This is a genomic window from Micromonospora sp. NPDC005194 (assembly GCF_040608335.1).
In the GTDB taxonomy this organism is placed as follows: Bacteria; Actinomycetota; Actinomycetes; order Mycobacteriales; family Micromonosporaceae; genus Micromonospora.
Genome location: NZ_JBEXIA010000043.1, coordinates 18253 through 41558, shown reverse-complemented (window position 1 = coordinate 41558; position 23306 = coordinate 18253). Strand labels below are relative to the sequence as shown.

24 protein-coding genes are annotated in these 23306 nt (G+C 73.3%); 6 read left to right on the top strand and 18 right to left on the bottom strand.

Annotation, left to right across the window (positions count from 1 at the left end):
* Positions 1 to 54: 54 nt before the first annotated feature.
* Genes ABZU53_RS27535 through ABZU53_RS27525 form a run of 3 tightly spaced genes read right to left on the bottom strand, consistent with a single transcriptional unit; the run spans position 55 to position 2670 of the window.
* Positions 55 to 720, bottom strand: coding sequence for a response regulator transcription factor (locus ABZU53_RS27535; RefSeq protein ID WP_355068392.1), 666 nt, complete (start codon positions 718 to 720; stop codon positions 55 to 57).
* Positions 717 to 1928, bottom strand: coding sequence for a histidine kinase (locus ABZU53_RS27530; protein ID WP_355068390.1), 1212 nt, complete (start codon positions 1926 to 1928; stop codon positions 717 to 719). Before ABZU53_RS27530 ends, ABZU53_RS27535 begins: the two co-directional genes overlap by 4 nt.
* A gap of 43 nt (positions 1929 to 1971) precedes the next feature.
* On the bottom strand, positions 1972 to 2670 hold the full coding sequence (locus tag ABZU53_RS27525; RefSeq protein ID WP_355068388.1) for a DUF305 domain-containing protein: 699 nt from the start codon (positions 2668 to 2670) through the stop codon (positions 1972 to 1974).
* A gap of 140 nt (positions 2671 to 2810) precedes the next feature.
* Between ABZU53_RS27525 and ABZU53_RS27520 the strand changes: the two genes are divergently transcribed.
* The gene (locus tag ABZU53_RS27520; RefSeq protein ID WP_355068386.1) at positions 2811 to 4265 is read left to right on the top strand and encodes a hypothetical protein; all 1455 of its coding nucleotides are present in this window, start codon (positions 2811 to 2813) and stop codon (positions 4263 to 4265) included.
* 181 nt (positions 4266 to 4446) lie between these two features.
* Positions 4447 to 5673: an SLC13 family permease gene (locus tag ABZU53_RS27515; RefSeq protein WP_355068384.1), complete on the top strand. Its 1227-nt coding sequence runs from the start codon at positions 4447 to 4449 to the stop codon at positions 5671 to 5673.
* Positions 5674 to 5679: 6 nt separating this feature from the next.
* Here the strand turns inward: ABZU53_RS27515 and ABZU53_RS27510 are convergent, their stop codons facing one another.
* The 7 genes from ABZU53_RS27510 to ABZU53_RS27480 form a co-directional block, all read right to left on the bottom strand.
* Positions 5680 to 6159, bottom strand: coding sequence for a DUF1203 domain-containing protein (locus ABZU53_RS27510; protein ID WP_355068382.1), 480 nt, complete (start codon positions 6157 to 6159; stop codon positions 5680 to 5682).
* Between the two features lie 113 nt (positions 6160 to 6272).
* Positions 6273 to 7103, bottom strand: a complete 831-nt coding sequence (locus ABZU53_RS27505) for a MerR family transcriptional regulator (RefSeq protein WP_355068380.1) — start codon at positions 7101 to 7103, stop codon at positions 6273 to 6275.
* Positions 7104 to 7159: 56 nt separating this feature from the next.
* Positions 7160 to 8761, bottom strand: a complete 1602-nt coding sequence (locus tag ABZU53_RS27500; RefSeq protein ID WP_354858943.1) for an asparagine synthase-related protein — start codon at positions 8759 to 8761, stop codon at positions 7160 to 7162.
* Between the two features lie 4 nt (positions 8762 to 8765).
* Positions 8766 to 9734: a hypothetical protein gene (locus ABZU53_RS27495; RefSeq protein WP_354858945.1), complete on the bottom strand. Its 969-nt coding sequence runs from the start codon at positions 9732 to 9734 to the stop codon at positions 8766 to 8768.
* 140 nt (positions 9735 to 9874) lie between these two features.
* Positions 9875 to 10666 carry an isocitrate lyase/phosphoenolpyruvate mutase family protein gene (locus tag ABZU53_RS27490; protein ID WP_355068378.1) on the bottom strand — a complete coding sequence of 264 codons (792 nt, stop codon included), beginning with the start codon at positions 10664 to 10666 and terminating at the stop codon, positions 9875 to 9877.
* The gene (locus tag ABZU53_RS27485) at positions 10663 to 11724 is read right to left on the bottom strand and encodes a cytochrome P450 (RefSeq protein ID WP_355068376.1); all 1062 of its coding nucleotides are present in this window, start codon (positions 11722 to 11724) and stop codon (positions 10663 to 10665) included. Before ABZU53_RS27485 ends, ABZU53_RS27490 begins: the two co-directional genes overlap by 4 nt.
* An 85-nt stretch (positions 11725 to 11809) precedes the next feature.
* Complete coding sequence (locus tag ABZU53_RS27480) at positions 11810 to 12553, bottom strand: winged helix-turn-helix domain-containing protein (RefSeq protein WP_355068374.1); 744 nt, start codon at positions 12551 to 12553, stop codon at positions 11810 to 11812.
* 101 nt (positions 12554 to 12654) lie between these two features.
* Here ABZU53_RS27480 and ABZU53_RS27475 point away from each other — a divergent pair, with 101 nt between their 5' ends.
* Positions 12655 to 14877: a family 43 glycosylhydrolase gene (locus tag ABZU53_RS27475; RefSeq protein ID WP_355068372.1), complete on the top strand. Its 2223-nt coding sequence runs from the start codon at positions 12655 to 12657 to the stop codon at positions 14875 to 14877.
* 104 nt (positions 14878 to 14981) lie between these two features.
* Here ABZU53_RS27475 and ABZU53_RS27470 read toward each other — a convergent pair whose 3' ends face one another.
* Genes ABZU53_RS27470 through ABZU53_RS27450 form a run of 5 tightly spaced genes read right to left on the bottom strand, consistent with a single transcriptional unit; the run spans position 14982 to position 17397 of the window.
* Positions 14982 to 15491, bottom strand: coding sequence for a 2'-5' RNA ligase family protein (locus ABZU53_RS27470; protein WP_355068370.1), 510 nt, complete (start codon positions 15489 to 15491; stop codon positions 14982 to 14984).
* Between the two features lie 23 nt (positions 15492 to 15514).
* A complete protein-coding gene (locus ABZU53_RS27465; protein ID WP_355068368.1) occupies positions 15515 to 16171 on the bottom strand; it encodes a low temperature requirement protein A in 657 nt (218 codons plus the stop codon).
* 52 nt (positions 16172 to 16223) lie between these two features.
* On the bottom strand, positions 16224 to 16409 hold the full coding sequence (locus ABZU53_RS27460; protein ID WP_355068402.1) for a DUF397 domain-containing protein: 186 nt from the start codon (positions 16407 to 16409) through the stop codon (positions 16224 to 16226).
* A gap of 38 nt (positions 16410 to 16447) precedes the next feature.
* Complete coding sequence (locus ABZU53_RS27455) at positions 16448 to 16639, bottom strand: DUF397 domain-containing protein (RefSeq protein WP_355068366.1); 192 nt, start codon at positions 16637 to 16639, stop codon at positions 16448 to 16450.
* On the bottom strand, positions 16630 to 17397 hold the full coding sequence (locus ABZU53_RS27450; protein WP_354858962.1) for a DUF5753 domain-containing protein: 768 nt from the start codon (positions 17395 to 17397) through the stop codon (positions 16630 to 16632). Before ABZU53_RS27450 ends, ABZU53_RS27455 begins: the two co-directional genes overlap by 10 nt.
* Before the next feature lie 197 nt (positions 17398 to 17594).
* On the opposite strand from ABZU53_RS27450, the gene ABZU53_RS27445 reads away from it, so the two are divergent.
* Complete coding sequence (locus ABZU53_RS27445; protein ID WP_355068364.1) at positions 17595 to 17891, top strand: hypothetical protein; 297 nt, start codon at positions 17595 to 17597, stop codon at positions 17889 to 17891.
* A gap of 294 nt (positions 17892 to 18185) precedes the next feature.
* Here the strand turns inward: ABZU53_RS27445 and ABZU53_RS27440 are convergent, their stop codons facing one another.
* Positions 18186 to 18791: a response regulator transcription factor gene (locus ABZU53_RS27440; RefSeq protein WP_355068362.1), complete on the bottom strand. Its 606-nt coding sequence runs from the start codon at positions 18789 to 18791 to the stop codon at positions 18186 to 18188.
* The gene (locus tag ABZU53_RS27435) at positions 18788 to 19942 is read right to left on the bottom strand and encodes a histidine kinase (protein WP_354858970.1); all 1155 of its coding nucleotides are present in this window, start codon (positions 19940 to 19942) and stop codon (positions 18788 to 18790) included. The genes ABZU53_RS27440 and ABZU53_RS27435 overlap by 4 nt, the downstream gene beginning before the upstream one ends.
* 131 nt (positions 19943 to 20073) lie before the next feature.
* On the opposite strand from ABZU53_RS27435, the gene ABZU53_RS27430 reads away from it, so the two are divergent.
* Positions 20074 to 20973, top strand: a complete 900-nt coding sequence (locus ABZU53_RS27430) for a hypothetical protein (RefSeq protein ID WP_355068360.1) — start codon at positions 20074 to 20076, stop codon at positions 20971 to 20973.
* Positions 20974 to 21036: 63 nt separating this feature from the next.
* Entirely contained in the window at positions 21037 to 22782 is a 1746-nt protein-coding gene (locus tag ABZU53_RS27425) for a DEAD/DEAH box helicase (RefSeq protein ID WP_354858976.1), read from the top strand.
* Between the two features lie 47 nt (positions 22783 to 22829).
* On the opposite strand, the gene ABZU53_RS27420 is transcribed toward ABZU53_RS27425, so the two are convergent.
* Positions 22830 to 23231 carry a DoxX family protein gene (locus ABZU53_RS27420; RefSeq protein WP_354858978.1) on the bottom strand — a complete coding sequence of 134 codons (402 nt, stop codon included), beginning with the start codon at positions 23229 to 23231 and terminating at the stop codon, positions 22830 to 22832.
* Positions 23232 to 23306 lie beyond the last annotated feature (75 nt).

The following is a 23306-nucleotide window of genomic DNA, read 5'->3' as shown; positions in this document are numbered from 1 at the left end:
ACGCCCGAGGTAGCGCTCGGCCCGCCGGCCGTACGACCCGGGTCGTACGGCGGGTCACCGGCCGGGCGTGACCAGGCCGCTCTCGTACGCCAGCACGACCGCCTGGACCCGGTCGCGCAGGTGCAGCTTCGCCAGGATCCGCCCGACGTGGGTCTTCACCGTGGCCTCGGCCACGTGCACCTTGGCGGCGATCTCGGCGTTGGACAGGCCCTGCGCGACCAGCAGCAGCACCTCCCGCTCCCGCTCGGTGAGCTGGGCCAGCCGGGGGTCGGCGGTCGGGCCGGCGCCGAGCTGACCGGCGAAGCGGTCCAGCAGCCGCCGCGTGATCGACGGGGCGACCACCGAGTCGCCCCGCGCCACCACCCGGATCGCGTCCAGCAGCTCCTCCGGCGGGACGTTCTTGAGCAGGAAGCCGCTGGCGCCGGCCTGTAGCGCGGCGAACGCGTCCGCCTCGGTGTCGAAGGTGGTCAGCACCAGCACCCGGGGCGGGCCCGACGGCCGGTCGGCGCAGAGCCGGCGGGTCGCCTCCACCCCGTCCATGGTGGGCATCCGGATGTCCATCACCACCACGTCGGCATCGGTGCGGGCCAGCACCCGCAGGGCGTCCGCGCCGTCGATGGCCTCCCCGACCACCTCCAGGTCGGGCTGGGAGCTCAGCACCATCCGGAACCCGGCGCGCACCAGCGCCTGGTCGTCCACGATCACCACCCGGACCGTCATGCCGCGATCACCTCCGCCGAGGGTTCCGACGGTAGCGGTAGCCGGACCTGGACCTGCCAACCCCCGGTCGGCTGGGCGCCGGCGGTGAGGCTGCCGTCGTACACCGCCACCCGCTCGCGCATGCCGAGCAGACCGTGACCGCCGGACGGCGCCGGGCTGACCACCGGGCGGCCCCGGCCGTCGTCGACGACCCGGACCACGACGGCGTCGGCGGTGTACGTCAGGGTGACGTCGACGGCGGCCCCGACGCCGGCGTGTTTGAGTGCGTTGGTCAGCGCCTCCTGCACCACGCGGTAGACGGTCAGTTCCAGGCCCGGAGGCAGGGCCGGCGGCTGACCGGTGCCGCCGTCGCGGATGCGCAGCCCGGCGTCGCGGAAGCGGGCCAGCAGGTCGGGCAGCTCGGCCACGGCCAGCCGGCGGTGCTCCGGGTCGGCGGCCACCACCGACCCGCCCGCTCCGGACGGGCCCGCGTCGCGCAGGACCCCGACCAGCCGGCGCATCTCCTCCAGCGCCGAACGGCCGGTGTCGGCGACCACCTTCACGGCCGTGCGGGCCTGCTCGGGGTCACGGTCGAGCATGAACCGGGCCCCGTCCGCCTGGACGATCATCACCGCCATGCTGTGCGCCACCACGTCGTGCAACTCGCGGGCGATCCGGGTGCGCTCCTCGGCGACCGCCACCCGGGACTCGGCCTCCCGCTCGCGTTCCAGGGTGGCGGCCCGTTCCTCGAGGCTGAGCACGTAGAGGCGGCGGGTCCGCACGTTCAGCGCGACGAGCCAGACCGCGCCGGTGACCAGCGCGTACCACAGCGCGGTCACCCACCAGTCGATGACGCCGGGGGTCTGCGCGGCGGCGAGCAGCACGCCCACGGCGGCGACCGCGCCGGCCAGCACCCCGTCGCGCAGGCGCCTGCCATACTTCACGACGCTGTAGAGCGCGATGAGGACGGCGACGTCGAAGGCGAGCGGACCCCACCGGGCGATCACCTGGACCAGGGCGAGCGCCGCCACGACGACGGTCACCGCGCCCGGGTGGGTGCGGCGGAACAGCAGCGCCACCGCCATGCCCACGCCGACGCCGGTGGCGGCCCAACCGCCGGGCTGGGCCACCGCCGAGGCGAGGCCGACGAACGCCACCACGGCGGAGACGGCCACGTCGAAGGCGACGCCGCGCAGGGGGCGGCCGAACAGCGTGCGTCTCACGGTCACCCAGCGTACGTGTCGTGGCTGGTGGCGGCCGGCCGGCAGCCGGTCAGGGCGGGGTCAGCTCGCGCAGGCGGGTGATCTCGATGGCCTGCTCGGTGGCGAGTGAGGTGGCCAGCTCGTTGAGGGTCGCATCGACGCCGACCGACAGCAGGTCGGTGGCCATGGTGACGGCGCCCTGGTGGTGGTCGGTCATCATCGCGATGAAGAGCCTGTCGAACTCGACGCCCCGGGCGGCGGTCAGCTGCCTCATCGCCTCGGGTGACTGCATTCCCCGCATGCCGGCGTGGTCGTGACCGGGCGCCGTCTCGGGCAGCCCGCGGGTGGCGAGCCAGCCGCGCAGGACCTTGATCTCCGGGCCCTGGCCGGCGCGGATCCGGTCGGCGTAGGCGCGGATCCGAGGATCGGCAGCCCGCTCCTGGGCCAGCGTGCTCATCTCCAGCGCCTGCTCGTGGTGCGGGATCATCATCTGGACGAAGACGGTGTCCAGGCCGTTGTAGCGGGGTGGGCTGTCGTCGCGCAGCTCCTGGGCGGACCGGGCGACGGCCGGCTCCCCCGGGCGGCCGGGCACGAGCACCGGCGGGGGTGGCGGACCGGTCGGGCTGGTCGTCGGTGACGGTGACGCCGAACCGCGTTCGGCGGTCGGACGGCCGGGGTCGCCGGCGGCGCGGACAGCCAGCACCGTCAGCACCACAATGATGGCCGCCGATATGACGACGGCCAGTAACCGAGCACGTCGGACGGTCATGCCACACCCCCCTCAGGTCGAGGTCGCAGCGATCCTATCCATTGACGAGTCGAGTTAGATGTGACCCAGATCACATCGATGATCTCCGTGTCTCGGTAAGGTACCGACAACGTCATCCCCCCTTTCGAAGGGCGCCGCCGATGATCAAGTTGGCCACCGCACGGCTCCGACAACTCCGCATCGTCAGCCTGGCCGCAACGGGCCTGCTGCTGACCAGCGTCGCCGTGGCGACGCCGAGCAGCGCCCAGGAGGCAGCACCGGCCGCGGCACCACAGGCCGCCGCCGCCGACATCCCGGGCGTCGACGAGATCCGCAGCAGCCCCAACCTGCGGCAGATCGCCAACATCCCCAAGCAGGCGCCGTTCGACACGACGGCCGCGCTCAACAGCGACATGGCGTTCCAGGGCAGGTACGCCTTCGCCGGCAACTACAACGGGTTCGTCGTCTACGACATCTCCCGGCCCAGCGCCCCCAAGATCACCGCTCAGGTGTCCTGCCCGGGCTCGCAGAACGACATCTCCGTCTACGGTGACCTGCTCTTCGTCTCCACCGACTCGTCGCGCAGCGACGACTCGTGCGCGAGCGTCGCCCAGCCCGCCTCCGTGAAGGAGTCGTGGGAGGGCATCAAGGTCTTCGACATCAGCGACAAGGCCAACCCGCGCTACATCAAGTCCGTGGAGACCGCCTGCGGGTCGCACACCCACACGCTGGTGCCGGGCAAGGACCGCAAGAACGTCTACCTGTACGTCTCGTCGTACAGCCCGCGGGCCGAGTTCCCCGACTGCCAGCCGCCGCACGACTCCATCTCCATCATCAAGGTGCCGGTGAAGAAGCCGACCCAGGCGGCCGTCATCTCGACGCCGAACCTCTTCCCGGACGGCGGTTTCCCGGGCAGCGAGACCGGCTCGGCGACCACCGGCTGCCACGACATCACCGCGTACCCGTCGAAGGACATCGCCGCCGGCGCCTGCATGGGTGACGGCATCCTGCTCGACATCAAGAACCGCGAAGCGCCCCGGGTGATCACCCAGGTCCGCGACACGGTCAACTTCGCCTTCTGGCACTCGGCCACCTTCAACAACGCCGGCACCAAGGTCGTCTTCACCGACGAGCTGGGCGGCGGCGGGGCGGCCACCTGCAACGAGACCGTCGGCCCCAACCGGGGAGCGGACGCCATCTACGACATCACCGGCCGCGGTGACGCTCGGACGCTGGCGTTCCGCAGCTACTACAAGATCCCCCGGACGAACGCCGAGACCGAGAACTGCGTGGCGCACAACGGCTCGCTGATCCCGGTGCTCGGGCGGGACATCATGGTGCAGGCGTGGTACCAGGGCGGCATCTCCGTCTGGGACTTCACCGACTCGCGCCACCCCAAGGAGATCGCGTACTGGGAGCGGGGCCCGCTGTCCGCCACCCAGGCCGTCACGGGCGGCGCCTGGTCGACGTACTACTACAACGGCAACATCTACTCCAACGACATCCAGAAGGGCCTGGACGTCCTGGAGCTGAACGACTGGCGGACCTGGACGGCCAACCTGACCCGGTTCCAGGAGCTGAACGTGCAGACCCAGCCCGGTTACCTGAGCTGGTAGCACCGACCGCGCGACCCGGGCCCGGCCTCTCGTCGAGGGGCCGGGCCCGGCCACGTCAGCCGCGTGGATCAGGCGCCTGCCCGGCAGGCCGGCGCCCCGATCGGGGGCAGCCCGGTGGGGCCCGTCACCTGGGCGGGGGCGGCCGGCCGGGCCGGCGGGTGATGTGCCAACGTGGTCAGCTGTGAAGTCTGCCGCCGGCGCGCCGCCCGCCCCGCCCGAGCCGACCGCGCGCTGGCGCCCCCACCCGCTCGACCTGGTGGCGGTCGTCCTCGCGGTGGCCGGTGCGGCCTGCGCGCTGAGCGGGCTGCTGCCCCGCGCCGAGACCACGGCGACCCTGCACCGCATCCTGCCGCTGCTGCTCTTCCTCGGCACCGTGATCGTGCTGGCCGAGCTGACCGCCGTGGCCGGCGTCTTCGACGTGCTGGCCAGCCGGCTGGCCATCGCCGCCCGCGGCCGCTGGGCGGCGCTGTTCCTGCTCTGCGGTGGCCTCGCCACGGTGACCACCCTCGTGCTCAACCTCGACACCACAGCCGTGCTGCTCACCCCGGTGCTGCTGGCGCTGGCGCGCACCCTGCGGGTCCCGGCCGCGCCGCTCGCGGTCACCACGGTCTGGCTGGCGAACACCGCCAGCCTGCTGCTGCCGGTGTCCAACCTGACGAACCTGCTGGCCGCCGACCGGGTCGGCCTCACGCCACTGGCGTACGCCGAGCGGATGGCGCTGCCGCAGCTCGCCGCCGTGGCGGTCACGATGGTGCTGCTCTGGTACGGCTGGTGGCGGCGCGAACGGCCGGCCGGCGGACGCTTCGTCCCGCCGGAGCGGCACGTGCCGCCCGACCCGGTGCTGCACCGCACCGCGCTCGCCGGTTGCCTGCTCTTCGTCGCCGGCATCCTCGCCGGGGTGGAGATCGGGCTCGCCTCCAGCGTCGCGCTCGCGCTGGTGCTGGTGGGCTTCGTGGTCCGCTCCCCGGCGACGCTGCGCCCCGGGCTGGTGCCCGTACGGCTGCTGCTCTTCGTCGTCGGCCTGTTTTTGGTGGTGCAGACCCTCGGCCGGCACGGGCTGGACGACCTGGTGGCCGGCCTGGTCGGGGCCGACGGTGGAGCGGCCGGCGCGCTGCGTGCCGGCGGCACCGGGGCGCTGCTGGCCAACGCGGTGAACAACCTGCCGGCGTACCTGGCCGGTGAGTCGGTGCTGCCCGGCGCCGACCACACCCGCCTGCTGGCCCTGCTGATCGGCACGAACGTCGGCCCGCTGGCCGCGCCGTGGGCGTCGCTGGCCACCCTGCTGTGGTTCGAACGGTGTCGGGCGGCCGGTGTGGCGGTGCCGGTGAAGCGGTTCGTGCTGACCAGCACCCTGCTCGCCGTCGTGGGCACGCTCGCGGCGGTCGGCGCGCTGCTGCTGGTCAGCTGAGGACCGTCACCCGGCGGCCCGCTCCACCACGAACATGAAGCAGCCGTAGACCACGTTGCGGCTGTGCAGCTGGTGCACCTGCGGGTCGGCGAACAGCTCCGCGATCACCGCCTCCGGGTCCGTGCCGTCATGCAGCCGGCCGCCGCAGATCCGTCCCTGCCGGTCGTACGCCCGCAGGACCTGGGGACGTCTCCGCCAGGCCGACGGATGGCCGCCGCCGTGATCCGGACCGGAGCAGGCGGCGGCGTGCGCGAAGATCGGCCCGATCTCCCGGTATGCGACGGCGGCGATCGGCGGGGCGTAGCCGAAGAGCAGCAGCGCCTCCCCCGCCTCGGCGTCGCGCAGGCAACAGCGCAGCGGCTCCCCGCCGCCGGCCAGGCGCCCTTCGACGAGATGGCCGGCGGCGTCGCGGCCGGTCCGACGGACGAGGTCGAGCGCCGCGGCCGGCACGGCCTGGACGCGGAAGGTGGTGGTGGTGGTGGTCATGCGTCCAGCCTGGCCCGGCGGCGGCGCGGGTGCTGGCGGCGATCGGACCTGGCGCTGGGGACGGTCCGGGCTCCGGCCGCCGACGCGCCGCCGTCGGGACGGCAGCGCGACCGTCAGGCGCGGTAGACGGCGAGCTGAAGCTCGGTGACGCCCTGCTCCGGGGAGTCCTGGCAATAGTCCAGGTACACCTCACGGGCGAATCCGTCGGTGCGGTAGCCGTTCTCCTCGATCCACCGGGCAAGCACCTCGACGCTCTGCTCGACGTCGTCCATGGCGCCGTGATGGACGATCGTCGCGGCCGTGCCCACCGCGGGCAGATCACGTACCGCCAGGTCAGGACCTGCCGACACGCCGGCGCCGACGGTCACCCCGGCGTGCACGACGACCGCGTCGCCGTCGTCGTCGCCGGCGGGTTCGTACCAGGCGATGGCCGGGCCCGTCGGCGTGATCCCGGCCTCGGCCAGCCGGCGGAACAGCTCCGGGTAGAGCGGCTGGATCACCGGACCGATGTCCTGGCTCTCATAACTGGGCGCGACGGCGGTCAGCTCCGCGAGGCGAACCGGCGCGATGTCCTTGAGGACGACATCCTGGGCGGTCATTTGACCCTCCGACTCGATCATCCGGAGCCTCGCCTCGACGGCCGCGAGCCGGACGGTGTCGGCGGCCAGTTGCGCCGTCAGCTGGCCGCGACGCAACCGCAGCATGCCCCGCAGCTCGGCCACGTCGACGGCGTCGTCCAGGATCGCCCGCACCTGCTCGAGCGTGAGACCCAGGTCCTTGAGGGCGAGCACCCGGTTGAGCCGACGCAGCTGGTCCGCCCGGTAGAAGCGGTAGCCGGTGTGCGCGTCGACGCTGGCCGGGCGGAGCAGGCCGATGCTGTCGTAGTGGCGCAGCATCCGCACCGACACGCGGCCCAGTCGGGCGAAGTCTCCGATGGTGAACATGGTCCCCTCACGCTCGTCCCTGACACGGTGTCAGAGTCAAGCGTCGGGTGGGGTGCTCAGCCGACGGGTGAGCGGCGGGGCGGGCGGGGCCCGACCAGTCGGCGGACCATCGGCGCGGCGTTCCACCTCGCCGCCCCGACCAGGTCGCGGGCGTGTTCCAGGACCGTGTAGTCGGGCCGGTTCATCCCGTCGGCGATGGCCCGGTCCAGGTCGTTGCCGCAGCGGCTGAGCACGGTATCGAAGTCACGGCGGACCGGTTCCAGCAGGTCGTAGCCGAACGACCGGTGCATCCGCGCGAACAGCGGCTTGTAGAGCCGGACCCGCTCGTGCAGCCCGGAGGAGTACGACATGGGGTTCTTCGGCCGCCGCAGGACGTAGTCGGGCAGCACGTCGGCGAACGCCCGCCGCACGATCCACTTCTCCTGGCCGTCGCGCACCTTCAGGTCCAGGGGCAGACGCATCGCCAACTCCACCACGCTGAGGTCGAGGAACGGCACCCGCGCCTCCACCGCGTGCCCCATGGCGGTCCGGTCGACCCGCTGCAACTCGGTACGGCACAGGTTACGGATGCGGTGCAGGAACAGCCGACGCGACGCGATCGGGTCGACCTGGCGGTACATCGGGTACCCGCCGAACAGCTCGTCGGAGCCGTCGCCGGTGAGCACCACCTTCACGCCGAGGTCGCGCAGCCGCCGGAAGATCGGCACCGAGACGACGGCGTTGATGATGTCGCCGTACTCGGTCAGCTCGGAGATCCGGATGGCCTCGCGGACGTCGGCCAGCCGGATGTCGCGTGGGCGCAGCTCGACCACCACGTGCGGCACGTCGAGGTCGGCGGCGAGCCGCCGGGCGTACGCCACGTCGGGGCTGTCCGGCACGCCGACCGTCACCGCCACGCAGTCCGGGTGGATGTCCCGCACCTGCCGCAGCGTCAACGAGCTGTCCAGCCCGCCGGAGAGCACCACCCCGACGGTCAGATCGGTCTCCACCCGCATCCGGATGGCGTCGGTCAGGGCAGCCCGGACGAGCAGGGTGGCCTCGTCCGGGTCGTCGATGACCGGCAGACCCGCGCCGATGGTGAGCAGGTCGACGTACGGGCGCAGCCGCACGGGCCCGTCCGGCTCGGCCCAGCCGTGGTGTCCGGGCGGCACCTCGGCGACCGGGGCGTGGTGCCCGACGAGCGCCTTCACCTCGGAGGCGAGGTGCAGGCAGCCGGGTCGCCGGGACCAGTACAGCGGTTTCACCCCGAGCGGGTCGCGGGCCAGGTACGCCCGACCGCTGGCGCGTTCGACGACCGCGAAGGCGTACTCGCCGCGCAGCCGCGTCACCGCGGATTCGCCCCACTGTTGGAACGCGGCCAGCAGCACCTCGGTGTCGCTGTCGGTGCGGAACACCTGCCCGAGCCGGGTGAGCTGCGCGCGCAACTCCCGGTGGTTGAAGATCTCGCCGTTGAAGCAGAGCAGCCAGCGCTCGTCGGTCGACGTCCAGGGCTGCACGGCCCGGTCACGGTCGACGACGCGCAGTCGGCGGGTGCCGGCGAGCAGCCCGCGTTCCAAGCGGGTCTCGGTGACCTCGCCGCGCGGGGCGAGGACGGCGAGCATCCGCCGGAAGGTCGCGGGGTCGGCCTCGGGGCCGAGGCTCAACGCGATGCCACACACGGGCTCAGACCCCCATCTCGGCCTCGTACGCCCGGCGCAGACGACGCCGGGCGGAGGGTGCGAGACACAGGTGCCAGGCCTGTCCCTCGTCGATCACGTTCAGCTCGCCGGCGTCCTGGCGGGCCAACAGCAGCTCCGCGAGGGTGTCGCGTGCGCCGAACCGCTCGAACCAGGCCAGCTCGACGTCGGCCGAGTAGCCGAGGCAGTGCCCGCTGGGCAGCATGGCGGCGTAGCCCAGGCGACGCAGCCGGTACTGGTGCTCGGTGCTGCGCACGAGGCTGGTCACCCACAGCGGCGGGGTGGCCGGCGGTGTGGCGGCGGCGAACTCCCGGCCGAGTTCGTTGAGCAGGGCCACCACCTCCCGGCGGGCCCGACGGAACAGCAGCCCGGCGGTGCGCGGGCTCGCGTCGGGTAGCAGTCGCCGACGCAGTCCGCGCGCGGCGCGGCCCAGGACGGTGGTGGGCTGCTCCTGGTACCGGAAGCGCAGCAGGTCCCGGCGGCGCAGCCACTCCAGGTCGACAAGGTCGGCGCTGCCGTTGACCTGGTCGTCGGTGACGAAGATCGGGGCGTCCTGCCACCACAGCACGTCGATGCGGGAGAGCAGGTAGATCCGGACCAGCGCGGTGAGGTCCCGCGCCGAGGTGCGTTCGTTCGGCTGGTAGCGGGCCATCTCCAGCAGCAACGTCTCGCGCGCGCCGAGCAGACCCTGCGGGGTCGCGTCGAGCACGGCCGCCAGGGCCGGCTCGCGCAGCCGCTCGTCGATGAGCACCTGGCGGGCCCGGGTGCTGGTGGCGTCGGCCAGGGCGCCCACCTCGACCAGCAGGTCGGCCACCGCCGCCCGGTAGGCGGCGAGGTCGGGCGCGGCGGCGGGCAGCCGGCGGGCGGCGGCGCTGGGTGGCCGGCGGCGGGCGGGGGCGGCGGGCGACGCGGGCGGTCCGGGCTGCTGCCCCGGACTACGGCTGGGCACTCGCATGACGGGGTCCCTTTCTCCGGCCACGGCGCTGGGTAAATCACCCTGAAATACACCGTAATCATCGGGACCGGCAGAGACCGAACAATCCTCCGATTTACCCCTGAACGGACGCGACCACCATCGCAGGCCGGCGGGGCCCGTCAGTCGCCCGGCACCAGGTCCTGCACCTCGGCGTACGACGGCAGCCCCGGCGGTGCGGTGAACCCTCCGGCGCGGACGGCGTCGGCGGCGGTGACCGCGGCACCCAGCGCGGCCCGGAACAGCAGGGAGCCGGTGCTGACCCGGGCCACGCCGGCCCGGCCAAGCTCGGTCAGTCCGGGCCCGCCCGGCTGGTACAGCGCGTTGACCGGCGCGTCGAGCCGCTCGGTGAGCAGGCGCAGCGTCGCCTCGTCGACGACGCCCGGCACGAAGATGCCGTCCGCGCCGGCCGCCCGGTAGGCGCGAGCGCGGGCGAGGGCCTGCGGCAGCGGGTCGGCCACGTTCAGCCACCACGGGTCGGTGCGCGCGTTCACGAACAGGTCCGGCACCGCCGCCTTCACCGCCGCGATCCTCTCCGCGACGCACTCGGGATCGGCAAGCGTGCCGTCGGAGCGCCCGTCCTCCAGGTTGATCCCGACCACACCGAGGCCGGCCAACTCCGCCACGTACCCGGCGACCTGGGCCGGGTCGTCGCTGAACCCGGCCTCCACGTCGACGCTGAGCAGCACCGGCAACCGGGCCAGCCGGCGAGCCAGGGCCAGGGTCTCCTCGGCGGTGGCCGCCACGCCGTCGGGAAGGCCCGCGGTCGCGGCGACCCCGAGGCTGGTGGTGCCGACCGCCGGATGGCCACGCGCGGCGAGCGCCGCCGCCGAGGCGTGGTCCCAGGCGTTGGGCAACAGCAGGGGACGGCCGGTGTGGTGCAGGGCATGGAACGCGGCACGGCGCTCGATCATCGGACGCTCACCTCCACGGTGGTCGGGACGCGCAGGGTCGGGTGCGGCTCGTGGCGCAGCGGAGTCGGGGTGCGCCGACAGCGTTCCCGCAGCACGTCGAGCACCCCGCCGGCCAGCGCGAGGGCATGCCGGTCACCGGGGCAGCCGCGCTCCCCCGCGCCGAAGGTGAGCAGACCGGCGCCCGGCCGGCCGGGTCGGAACGTCTCCGGCTCGGCGAACGCCCGCGGGTCACGGTTGGCCGCGTCGAAGCGCAGCAGCACCGCGCTGCCGGCCGGCAGGTCGCGTCCGCCCAGTCGTACCGCGTCGACGGTGACCCGTCGGGTGGCCCGGACCGGGGGGTCGAGGCGCAGCACCTCGGTCAGCAGGTCGGCGGTCCTCGCCGTGATCGGGACGGCCGGGCTCAGCAGGTGGTGGGCGGCGGCGCCGATCAGGCCGGCGGTCGCGTCGCACGCCTGGACCAGCAGACCGATGAGGTTCGCCCGTACCTCCAGCGGGGCCGGCGGGCAGAGCGCCAGCAGCGCCGCCACCGCTCGGTCGGCCCGCTCGGCCAGCGCCGGATCAACCCCCGGGTGGTACGCCGCGGCGACGACCGCGACCGCCGTCCCGGCGGCTGCCGGATCGACGAGACCGAGCTGGACGGCCAGCACCCGCAGTGGCACCGGCCGGGCCAGTTCACGCATCACGTCAAGGTGGTCACCCGCCCGGTCGAGGAGGGCGACGGTCAGCCGGGCCGCCTCGTGCCGCAGCTCGTCCGGGTTCAGCTCGGCCAGCGCGGTCACCCCGATCGCGCGGCGCTCGGCGTGCCGCTGAGGCGGGCTGAACCTGCTCACCGAGGCGCGCAGCCAGGCGAGCGTGCCGGGCGGACCGCTGTCGACGGCTGGCACCCGGAACGCCGGGTCGGTCAGCGCCGCCCGGACGTCGGCGTGCCGGGTCACCCACCACCCGCTGCCCGGCTCGAAGGCGGGCGGGCCGCACGCCGGCGTTCCCGCAACGGGCGCGATGTCAGGCCAGACGTCGATCACCGCCCGACCGTAGAGCCCGAACCGTTCGCTCCCCACCGAACCGTCCCGCACCGCATCACACCGAACAGAATCGTGCGTGATCCGGGATGTGGTGCCGTGCCGGAGCGCGGCGGCCGGCGGGTCAGGCTCGGCCGCTGGACGGCGCCGGGGCCGTGCCGGGAACGAGGGTGCTGACGGGCACGCCCAGGCTCTCGGCCAGGGCTGCGCGGCCGACCGGGGTGAGGCGTACCGCCCGGCCGACGCCCTGGGTGATCCAGCCCAGATCGGAGAACTGGCGGCAAAGTGCCGCGCCGAGCGCTCCGGCGAGGTGCGGCCGACGCTCCGTCCAGTCCAGGCAGTCGCGGACCACCGGTCGGCGAGTGGCGCGCAGCACGTCCACCGGTACGCCCAACTCGGTCACCCAGGCCCACCCGTCACGCGTCAGCGCCAACCCACTGGACCGGTCCAGCCGGCCGGCGGCCAGCAGTGCGTCGTACATCAGCACGCCCAGCCGCCCGGCGAGGTGGTCGTAGCAGGTCCGGGCGTACGCCAGGGCGGCGGTGGCACGCGCCGCGCGCAGTGACGTGGTCGGCGCGGGCGGGGTCGACGCGTGCCCGGCAAGGTCCTCGATCAGCTGGGCCACCGACGGCCCGGCCAGGCGCAGGTAGCGGTGCCGGCCCTGCCGTTCCTCGACGAGCAGCCCACCCCGGACCAGGCGGGTGAGGTGGTCGCTGGCTGTCGACGGGGCGACGCCGGCACGTCGGGCCAGCTCGCCGGCCGTCCAGGCCCGCCCGTCGAGCAGCGCCACGCAGATGCCCGCTCGGGTGCCGTCGGCCAACAGGGCGGCCAGCTCGGCCATTCCCCGGCCGTCGGTGCCAGTACTCATCGACCCAGTCTAGGGAGACGCCACCGCAGACTCTTTACAACGTTGTATCCAACGTTGTAAGAACGGAGGGCACACCGCCCACTCCCCCGAGGCAGGTCCACATGCGACATCTCCGCCGCGGCGGCGCGCTCGCCGCCGTGCTCGGTCTGCTCCTGGCCGTGTCCCCGTCCACGTCGGCCGCCGGATCCGACGGCCCGTCCCGCTACCGCAATCCGATCTCCGCCGACGTCGGCGACACCTTCGCCGACCCCGTGATCGTCCGCGGCGACGACGGCTTCTGGTACGCCTACGGCACCACCGACCCGTTGCGCGAGGGCGAGGGCGTCTTCCACCGGGTGCCCACCGCCCGCTCGGCCGACCTGGTCGACTGGACGTACGTCGGTGACGCGTTCGGCCCCGACCAGCGCCCGCCCTACGCGGCGCCCGGCGCGGCGTACTGGGCGCCGGACGTCCGCCGCCTCGGCGACCGCTGGGTCATGTACGTGACGGTCACCGACACCACCGTCTCCACCGAGGGCAGCGACTACGCGATCGGGGCGGCCACCGCCCCCACCCCCGCCGGGCCGTGGACGTTCGCCGACCAGCCCGTCGTCGCCCCGCGCCCCGGCGGCGGTGGCGGCTGGCTGTGGACCATCGACCCGAGCCAGTTCACCGACGTCGACGGCCGCAGCTACCTCTACTACGGCAGCTACTACGGCGGCATCTCGGTCACCGAACTCAGCCCGGACGGCCTGCGCGCGGTCGGCGCACCGACGCTGGTGGCGATCGACAACAAGTTCGAGGGCAGCTACGTGCTGCGCCACGACGGCTGGTACTACCTGTTCGCCTCCACCGCGAACTGCTGCGCCGGCCCGGCCACCGGCTACTCCGTCCAGGTCGGACGCGCACGCAGCCCGCGCGGCCCGTTCACCGACCGCGACGGCGTCGCCCTGACCGCGTCCCGGGCCGGTGGCACGCCGGTGCTCACCCAGAATGGCAACCGCTGGATCGGCACCGGGCACAACGGGTTCCTCACCGACCTGTCCGGCCAGGACTGGATCGTCTACCACGCCATCGACCGGGCCGACCCGTACCTCGACGAGCCCTTCGGCATCAACGAGCGACCCATGCTGCTCGACCGGCTGGACTGGATCGACGGCTGGCCGACGGTCAACGCCGGCGCGGGCCCGTCCGAGGGCACCCGACCCGCACCGGTCACCACCGGCCGCTTCGACGAACGCTTCGACACCGCGGGCCTCGCCGGCTGGCAGCGCGCCGGCCAGTGGCGGGTCACCGACGGCCGGCTCAGCGGCAGCGGCGCGCTCACCAGCCGTACCACAGTCGGCGGGGACGTGCGCGCGGAGGCCGACCTGCGGCTCACCGGCGCGACCAGCGCCGGGGTCACCCTCGGCGATCGGGTCGAGGTCCGGGTGGACGCCGCCGCCGGCCGGCTGGTCGCCCGCGACGGCCGCCGCCAGGCCAGCGCGCCGCTGCCCGCCGGGCTCGACCTGGGCGATCGACACAACCTGGCCATCGAGGTACGCGGACAGCAGCTCACGGCCGAGCTGAGCCCTGCCCGCCTCGGTGACCAGCTCGCCGTGGTGTCCCTGCGGCTGGACCGCCCGGTCGCCGGCCGACCCGGGCTGACGGCCACCGGCGGCACGGCCGAGTTCGACAACGTCAGCGTGGCGCGGCTGTACCAGCCGGCCAGGCGGGCCGTGCCCGAGCCCCGGGTCGGTGCGCCGCTGCCGGCGTACTCCGACGAGTTCGGCGGCGGGCTCGACGGCGACTGGCAGTGGGTACGCGCGGACCCGGCGGCCACCGTCGCCGACGGGGCGCTGCGCTGGCCCGTGCAGGCCGCCGACCTGACCGGCACCGGCAACACGGCCGGCGTGCTGCTGCGCGACGCTCCGCAGGGTGACTACGTCGCCGAGACGAAGGTGACGCTGGACCTGGGCGAGGAGACGGTCCGCAACTACCAGCAGGCCGGGCTGGTCGCCTACGTCGACGACGACCGGTTCGCCCGGCTGACCCAGGTGGCGATCTGGAACACCCGGCAGGTCGAGTACGGCTACGAGCTGCCCTTCGCCGGCCAGCCGGTGTACGGCGGCAGCATCGTCGGCACACCGGCCACCACCACCTGGCTACGCCTCGCACACCACGTCGACCGGGCCACCGGGGAGCACGAGTTCCGGGCCGGCTCCAGCTCAGACGGGCGTACCTGGACGTGGGGCGCGGTGTGGACGTTCCCGGCCGACACCACCCCCCGGATCGGGCTGGTCGCGCACGGCGGCGCCGAGCCGGCCGTCACCGCCGAATTCGACTACCTGCGCTTCTACCGCTGACGCGACGGCCTGGTCGGCCGCACGCGGGAGCGCCGCGGCAATCGGTGGCAGTTCAGCAGTGCGACCCTCGGCGTGTCGTACTGCTCAGCTGCCACCGATCGCGCTCATCCGAGCGATGTCACCGTCCGGTCCGTACCGTCGTAGCTGCGGGCGGCGACGAACGCGCCCGTCGGGCGCTGCCCACCGGTCACGGCGCGGGCCATCCGCAGGTCCGCGTCGCGGAACCGCAGCGCCAGGCTGAGGTGCGGCACCCACGCTCCCGGGGCGTGCCAGGGGCGGTGCCCGTCGGCCTGGTCGAGGACGTCCCAGACGGCGGCGTGCAGCGCGGTCAACGCCGGCGTGGGCCGTACGAGCCAGACCAGCGGGGCGCTGCCGTCGAGGACGACGACCCGGTCGAGCGTCACCGGCACCGGCAGCGCGGCGTCGAACAACTCGGCCAGGCGGTGCTCGACACCGGGCGGGAACTCGTCCACGGCCGCCATGGTCAGATGCGGCCGGTTCGTCGGATGGATGTTGCGGGCCAGGCTGGGCAACCCGGCGGCCGCCAACCGCACCCAGACCGTCCGGATCGCGGCGTCCAACCCGGGCGAGCAGACCAATTCCACCGTACGCACGCAGACACGCTAGCCCGAACGCGTCACCGGCCCCGGCCGTACAGGTGACTGGCCCCGCCGGCGGCCGTCGGGTTGACCGCGCCCGTGAGCCGCGCTCGGATCGTCAGGTCGAACGCGGCGACGGCGGTGATGGTCGCCGCGCCCAGCAGACCCACCGCCAGTGGCGGGAGTTGTGCCGCCACCGGGCTCAGGATCAGGCAGCCCACCACGGCCGTGAGGCAGTACTTGGTCAGCTGGCCAAACACCCATGCCTCGAAGATCAGCCGCCCGACGAGGAAGAGCACCGGACCGACCAGGATCGCGACCACGTCACCGGCCGACATCTTCCCGCCGGGCGCCTTCAGCATCAACTCCCCGCCGATGCCGGTGAGCAGGATGCCCGCCACCATCAGCAGGTGGGTGTAGCCGGCCCGCAGGTTGACCCGGTACGGGTCGGCGGAATCGTTGATCTTCACGGCGAGGTTGCTCGTCGTTCGATAGAAGTAGGTCCACCAGAGGAAGACGACCGTCCAGAAGGCGAGCAGGAAGATCACGGCCTGCGCGGCGGCAACCCAGCTGGGCTCCTCGGCCAGGGTCGACGGCAGACGGCCGAGGGTGAAGATGAAGACGAGGTCGAAGAACAGTTCGACGGCGCTTGCCCGGACCGGGTTGACCAGGCCCGCCGCGACCTTCCTGGGCATCAAGCCATCATTGCATCCAATTCGGACACGAGGGCCTGACTTGTCCCATCGGTCAGCGCTGGGCCCGCGCGAAGGCCACGAAGCCCCGCCACACCTCCGGCGCGAAGGTCAACGTCCCACCGTCACGGTCCTTCGTATCCCGAACGAGAACGACCCCCGGCAGATTGTCGGCGACCTCCACGCATGAGCCGCCGTTGTTGCCGCTCTTGGTGCTCTTGCGCCACTGCGCACCGGTCAGGTCCATGATTCCGCCGTTCTGAGGCTCGACTCTGCGGACTAACGCTCTTGCCGCGCGAAGGCCACGAAGCCCCGCCACGCCTCCGGCGCGAAGGTCAACGTCCCACCGTCACGGTCCTTCGTATCCCGAACGAGAACGACCCCCGGCAGATTGTCGGCGACCTCCACGCAGGCCCCGCCGTTGTTGCCGCTCTTGGTGCTCTTACGCCACTGCGCACCGATCAGGTCCATGAGGATGCCGCTTCCCTGAGCAGGTCTAGGGACTGTCCGCGAGAGAGAGCCTCCCCACGAATGCGTTCCCATCGTCGGTCAAGGGTAGCAATTTCTGCCTGCTGCTCAGATATTTGCGCCTGCGCCTGTCCGTCGATGTGGGCGACGCGTCCGCCGCCTTCCAACTCGGCGAGGATGAACGGACCACCCAGGCCCGGGTACATGCCGACCACTGTCGGCACCACATAGACCTGCACCGACGGGAGTTGAGCGCACGCCACGAGATGCTCACACTGGTCGCGCATCAGATCCCGGTCGCCGTACGCCGACCGCCGCACAATGGCCTCGTCCAGCACTGCGATCAGAAGGGGTGGCCGGTCGCGGTGGAGGACGCCCTGTCGTCCGAGACGGGCCTGCACAAGATGATCGACGTCCTCGGTAGACAACGATTCTCCGGCCAGTGTCGCCCGTGCGTATGCCTCCGTCTGCAAGAGGCCGGGCACCCAGGCCAGCTCGTACCAGCGCAGAGCGACGGCCTCACGTTCAATGTCGGCCCATGGCCGGAACCAGGCTGGTTCGCGGCGCTTCAGGATGTCCGGCCACAGCTCGGTTACCTCTCGGCCGAGGATCGCCGCGACCTGGGCGCGGTGTCGGGTCTGCGGGATCCGTCCAGGGTTTGCCCAGCGGGCGGCGGTCTTCGGGTCGACGCCCGTTTGAGCGGCGAGGGAGTCGGCCGTCTCACCGCACTGGGTCATGGCCTCCACGACGGCGTGGTTCATCCGCTGTCCTCCCAGGATATCCCGAACGTCCTACCGCCATAGTGCAACGCAGTGTAGTTGGGCCGCAACAGTCGGCAGGGTGTTGGTGGAACGGCGCGGCCGGCAGGGACCCGAGACCCGGCGGACGCGTTCGCAACGGAGCCGTCCCTGGGGATGACGCTCAGGGGCGGCTCCCTCCACCTCGGAAGGAGCGCGACGTGTCAGAGGATGTCGCGGCGAATGCCCGCACGATCAGGGTCGGAGACGTTCTGTACCTGACCCGTGCCGCCAGTCCGCAGTTCGTCCGCCCGCTCACCCTGCGGGTCGTACGCGAGTTGACCGACCGCCACACCTATCACGGGTGGACGTGGGTCGAGGGGTACGAGCTGGGTCGCGGCGGCCTGGCCGTGGCGAAGCGGGAGGTGTTCGTCCTCCGCGACGGGCTGCGGTGGCTGTCCGTGGGGCCCGAGCGCCGCCCGGCTCGGCGGCCGGCACGGACGGGAGCGTCCGGGTGAGGCGGCGCGGTCTCCCCCACCTGCCGACCCGTCCCACCTGGCGGTGCCAGTCGTGCGGGATCGCCTGGCCCTGCTCGGCGGCGAAGCTGAGTCTCCTCGGCGAGTACCGCGAGAACCGAGCGGCCCTGCTGGTCCACCTGACAGCCCTGAGGGACGAGGCCGCCGAGCATCATTCCGGCATGTCCACGCCAGACCTCGACGATCGGTTCGTCGCCTGGGCGCGTTGCCGGTAGCCGAGCCTTTCGAAGGCCCGGTGTTGCGTGGGGTGAAGCAGAGCAAAGGGGTGACGACAGGTCAGAGCCAGCCGTTGTCCCGGGCGGTCCGCACCGCCTCGGCACGGTCGGTCGCGCCGAGCTTCTGCACGGCGGCGGAGAGATGGTTGCGCACGGTGCCGGTGGACAGGTGCACCCGGCGGGCGATCACGGCGACCGGTGCGCCGAACTCGGCCAGCCGCAGCGTCTCCAGTTCGCGGGGTGTCAGCGGGCAGGCCGGCAGCGTCAACGCGTCGGCGGCCAGGGACGGGTCGACGTACCGGCCGCCGGCATGCACCCGGCGGATCACGTCGGCGAGCGCGCCACCGGGCGAGCCCTTGGGCAGGAAGCCTCGGGCGCCGGCGGTCAGCGCCTGCCGCAGGTGACCCGGCCGGCCGTGCCCGGTGAGGACCACCACCGCACACTCGGGCCGCGCTCGGGCCAGTTCGGCGGCCACCGCGATGCCGTCCAGGCCGGGCATCTCCAGGTCCACGACGGCCACGTCCGGGCGGTGCGCGAGCGTCGCCGTGACCGCCGTCGGCCCGTCGGCGGCGTCTGCCACCACCTCGATGTCCGGCTCCAGACCGAGCAGCGCGCCGACGGCGACCCGGATCAGGTCCTCGTCGTCGGCGAGCAGGACGCGGATCACGTCACCACCGGCACGGTGGCCTCGAGCGTGAACACGGCGTCCTCCCGGCGTACCCGCAGATCGCCGCCGGCGGCGGCGAGCCGGTCGGCCAGGCCGCGCAGGCCGTGGCTGTGCGCGTCCGGGCCCCGGTCGTCGGCGCCGTCGTTGACCACAGTCATCCTGGCCACGTCGTCCTCCCGGTCGATGTGGATCCGGCACCAGTCGGCCCGGCTGTGCCGCAGCACGTTCGTGCCGGCCTCGCGCAGCACCGCCGCCAGTTCGGTGGCGGCGGACTGCGGCAGGTCCGCCGGCGGCGGCCCGACCGTGCACCGTACGCCGCAGGACCGCAGCACCCCCACGATCGCGGTGAGCTGTTCGTCGAGGTCGACGACGCGGTAGCCGTGCACGGTCTCGCGTACCTCGGTCAGCGCCGACGCGGCGAGTCGCTGCACCTCGGCGGCCTCCCGGCCGGCCCGTTGTGGGTCGACCGGGGCGAGCCGGGCGGCGAGTTCGGCCTTCAGGGCGATCACCGTGAGGCGGTGGCCCAGCACGTCGTGCACGTCGCGGGCGAAGCGCAGCCGCTCCTCGGCGGCGGCCAGCCGGGCCTGCGCCGCCTGGCCCTGCCGGGCGTCCACCAGGAGGTCCCAGAACCAGACCTGCAAGCCGTTGACTGCCGCGACGGCCACCCCGATCCCGCCGGTCACCGCCAGGTGGCGGGCGACGGAACCACCGGTCCACCCGGCGACGGCCACCGACACCAGCAGGACGGCTGCCGCCACCGCGAGCGCGGCCGGTGGCCGGACGAGCAGCGGCGCCATGCCGATCAGCGCCGCCCCGAGCCAGGCCCAGGTCGGCCAGGCGCCGGCCGCCACCGGCCCCACCAGCGGAACGGTCAGCACCGCCGCCCCGGCCAGACCCAGGTGGGCGCGGCGACGCCAGCGCCTGTCGAGCCACGGCGTCACGGCCGCGTACAGCACGGCGGTCTGGGCGATCACGAAGGCGAGAACGCCGACCGCGCCGAGCACCGCCCTGCCCGCATCGGGCTCGCGGGCCAGGCCGACCGCGGGCAGCAGAACACTCGCCCAGACGCCGGTGACGAGCGACAGCAGCGTCGCCTGGCGGGCCCGGCGCAACCGGCGGTCCGCCCGGGGAGTCCCCGCCTCGCTCAGCACGCACCGATCCTAGGACCGCCCCGCGCACGGTCCACCCCTGCGAGATGTCACGGTCGAACCGTGCGGCCCGCACGATCTTCCGATGACGGACGCATCTGCCCTTGCCGCCGCGCCGCCGGCAGGGTCGAGGCATGAACAAGACACAGATGTACGCGGACACCGCACCCGTCGTACCGTCGGCCGCGCCCGTGCCGACCGGTCAGCCGGCGCCCCCGGTCCCGGCGGCGACCGGCGGCAGGCGGGGGTGGTGGTGGCACCTCGGCGAGATGGCGATCGCGATGCTCGTCGGGATGCTGCTGCTCGGCCCGTTGTGGGACGCGGCCGGCACGCTGCTCGGGGTGAACGCGACGTTGGCTCGCCCGGAGGTGGCCGCGCTGGTGATGGCCACGAACATGACCGTCGGCATGACCGTGTGGATGCGTCACCGGGGGCACCACTGGCGTGGGGTCGGCGAGATGGCGGCCGCGATGTACGTTCCGTTCCTGCTGCTGCTCGTGCCGTTTCGGGCCGGTCTGGTGGACGGCGACGCCCTGCTGCTCGGCGGGCACCTGCTGATGGTGCCGGCCATGGTGCTGGTGGCGGTCCGCCACCGGCACCACACACCGACGGCGGTACGCCGGCACCCGGCCGTGGTGGCGCTCGCCCGTCGCTGGCCGACCGGGCTCGCGCTGCTGATGACAGTCGACATGTGGGTCGACCCGGGGGTGCTCAGCCCGTGGACGATGCTGGTGCTGCCCGGCGGCTACCTGGTGATCGGCGTGGCCCGGCGGACGCTGCGCGGGCCGGGCGTGCTCGCCACTCAACTCGCCGGTCTGGCGGCCTGGGTCGCCCTGACGCTGGTCGCCGTCGCGGCGGGCGGACGGACCGCCGCGTGGCTGGTGGCGTTCGGGTGGCTGACGCACGCAGGCTGGGACCTGGTGCACCACCGCACCGGCCGGGTGGTGCCACGCGCCTACGCCGAGTGGTGCGGGGTGCTCGACGCGGCCCTCGCGGCGGTGATGGTGCTGGCGATCCTGACCGCCGCCGGCTGACCCGGGTGCGCTCTTGTGCCGGTCGGCGCAGCGGCCCGGACGGCGGAATGAAAGGCTTGGCACATGAGTTCCGCACCTGCACAGCACGATGCACCGACTGACGCACCGACTGACGCCACCCCCGCCGGCACCGAAGAGGTGTACGCCTTCACCGAGCTGGGGCTGCGACCCGAGCTGCTGGGCGCGTTGGCCGCCCTCGGCTACGAGGAGCCGACCCCCATCCAGCGGGAGGCTATCCCACCGCTGCTGGAGGGTCGGGATCTGCTGGGTCAGGCCGCCACCGGCACCGGCAAGACGGCGGCGTTCGCGCTGCCACTGTTGAACCTCATGACGGCCCACCGCGACGGCGGGGACCCGGTGGCGCTGGTGCTGGTGCCGACGCGGGAGCTGGCGGTGCAGGTGTCCGAGGCGTTCCACCGCTACGGCAAGGACCTGGGCGCGCGAGTGCTGCCGATCTACGGTGGGCAGCCAATCGGGCGGCAGCTACGGGCCCTGGACATGGGCGTCGACGTGGTGGTGGCCACCCCGGGTCGTGCCCTCGACCACATCGCCCGGGGCACCCTGCGCCTCGGTGGCCTGGCCACCGTCGTGCTCGACGAGGCCGACGAGATGCTCGACATGGGCTTCGCCGAGGACATCGAGGCGATCCTGGAACACGCCCCCGCGCAGCGCCAGACGGTGCTGTTCTCGGCCACCATGCCGTCCCGGATCGACGGGATGGCCCGCCAGCACCTGCGCGAGCCGGTCCGCATCGAGATCGGCCGGGAGCCGACGGTGGCCGGCGAGGCGCCCCGGGTGCGGCAGAGCGCGTACATCGTGACGCGCGCGCACAAGCCGGCCGCGCTGGGCCGGGTCCTGGACGTCGAGTCGCCCACGGCGGCGATCGTGTTCTGCCGCAGCCGCGAGGAGGTGGACCGGCTGACCGAGACGATGAACGGCCGGGGCTACCGCTCCGAGGCGCTGCACGGCGGGATGAGCCAGGAGCAGCGCGACCGGGTGATGGGCCGGCTGCGGGCCGGCACCGCCGACCTGCTGGTCGCCACCGACGTGGCCGCCCGTGGGCTGGACGTCGAGCAGCTCACCCACGTGGTCAACTACGACGTGCCGTCGGCGCCGGAGTCGTACGTGCACCGGATCGGTCGGGTGGGCCGGGCCGGTCGGGAGGGCGTGGCGATCACCCTCGCCGAGCCGCGTGAGCACCGGATGCTCAAGACCATCGAGCGGGTGACCGGCCAGCGGATCACCATCGACAAGATCCCCACCGTGGCCGACATGCGGACCCGCCGGCTGGAGCTGACCCAGGCGGCGCTGCGGGAGAGCCTGCTGGAGGACGACCTGGACCCGTTCCGGGTGATCGTGGAGACGCTGACCGACGAGTTCGACCTGATGGAGGTCGCGCTCGCCGCGGTGAAACTGGCGCACGAGGTGACGTCCCCCGGCTCCGACGACGAGGAGGAGATCCCGCAGGCGCCGGTGCGCGGCCCGCGCGAGGGTCGGCCGGAGGCCGGTGGCCGGGGCGGCGACCGGCGCGGCGGGGGTCGGCCCCGCTCGGGCGGTGGCAACACCGTCCAGGTCTTCGTCGGCCTGGGCCGGCGCGCGGGCGTGCGCCCGCAGGATCTGGTCGGCGCGATCACCGGCGAGACCGGGATCCGCGGCCGGGACATCGGCTCGATCGAGATCGCCGACCGTTTCTCCCTGGTGGAGGTGCCGCAGGGGGTGGCCGACGAGGTGATCTCCGGGCTGCGCTCCAGCACCATCAAGGGCCGCAAGGCCACGGTTCGCCGCGACCGCGGCGGCGAGGGGCGCTGAGCGCGCCGCCGGCGACCGCCGGGGTACGACGGTCGCCGGCGAAAGGCTCAGAAGGAGTACGGCCCGAATCGGCCCCACGCCACCAGGGCGGCGAGGACGAGCAGCACGACGCAGGTGATCGCGCCCTGGATCTCCAGCTTGCGTCGGTCGCCGGTGCGCGTCTTCATGTCGCGCAGGTGCACCAGGATGCCGCCGACCATGACGATGACCAGCCCGACGGCGGCGAGCGGGGTGAGCACGGTGGCGATGCCGGTGAGGGCGGGCAGCACGAGCCCGATGGCGGCCAGCAGCTCGACGGCGCCGAGGGCCTTGACCTGGGTCGGCGGGACCGGGTCGACCCAGCCCATCCGGTCGCGCAGCTTCTCCTTGGGTTGGGTCAGCTTGGCCAGGCCGGCGCCGGCGAAGACGACGGCGAGCAGGATCTGGATGATCCAGAGCACCAGGTTCACGGGGTTTCCTCCGGGGGAACCGCCTCGCGGCGGAGAGGTGATTGAGGGTTCAAGCGAGACAGTAGACCCCTGTGC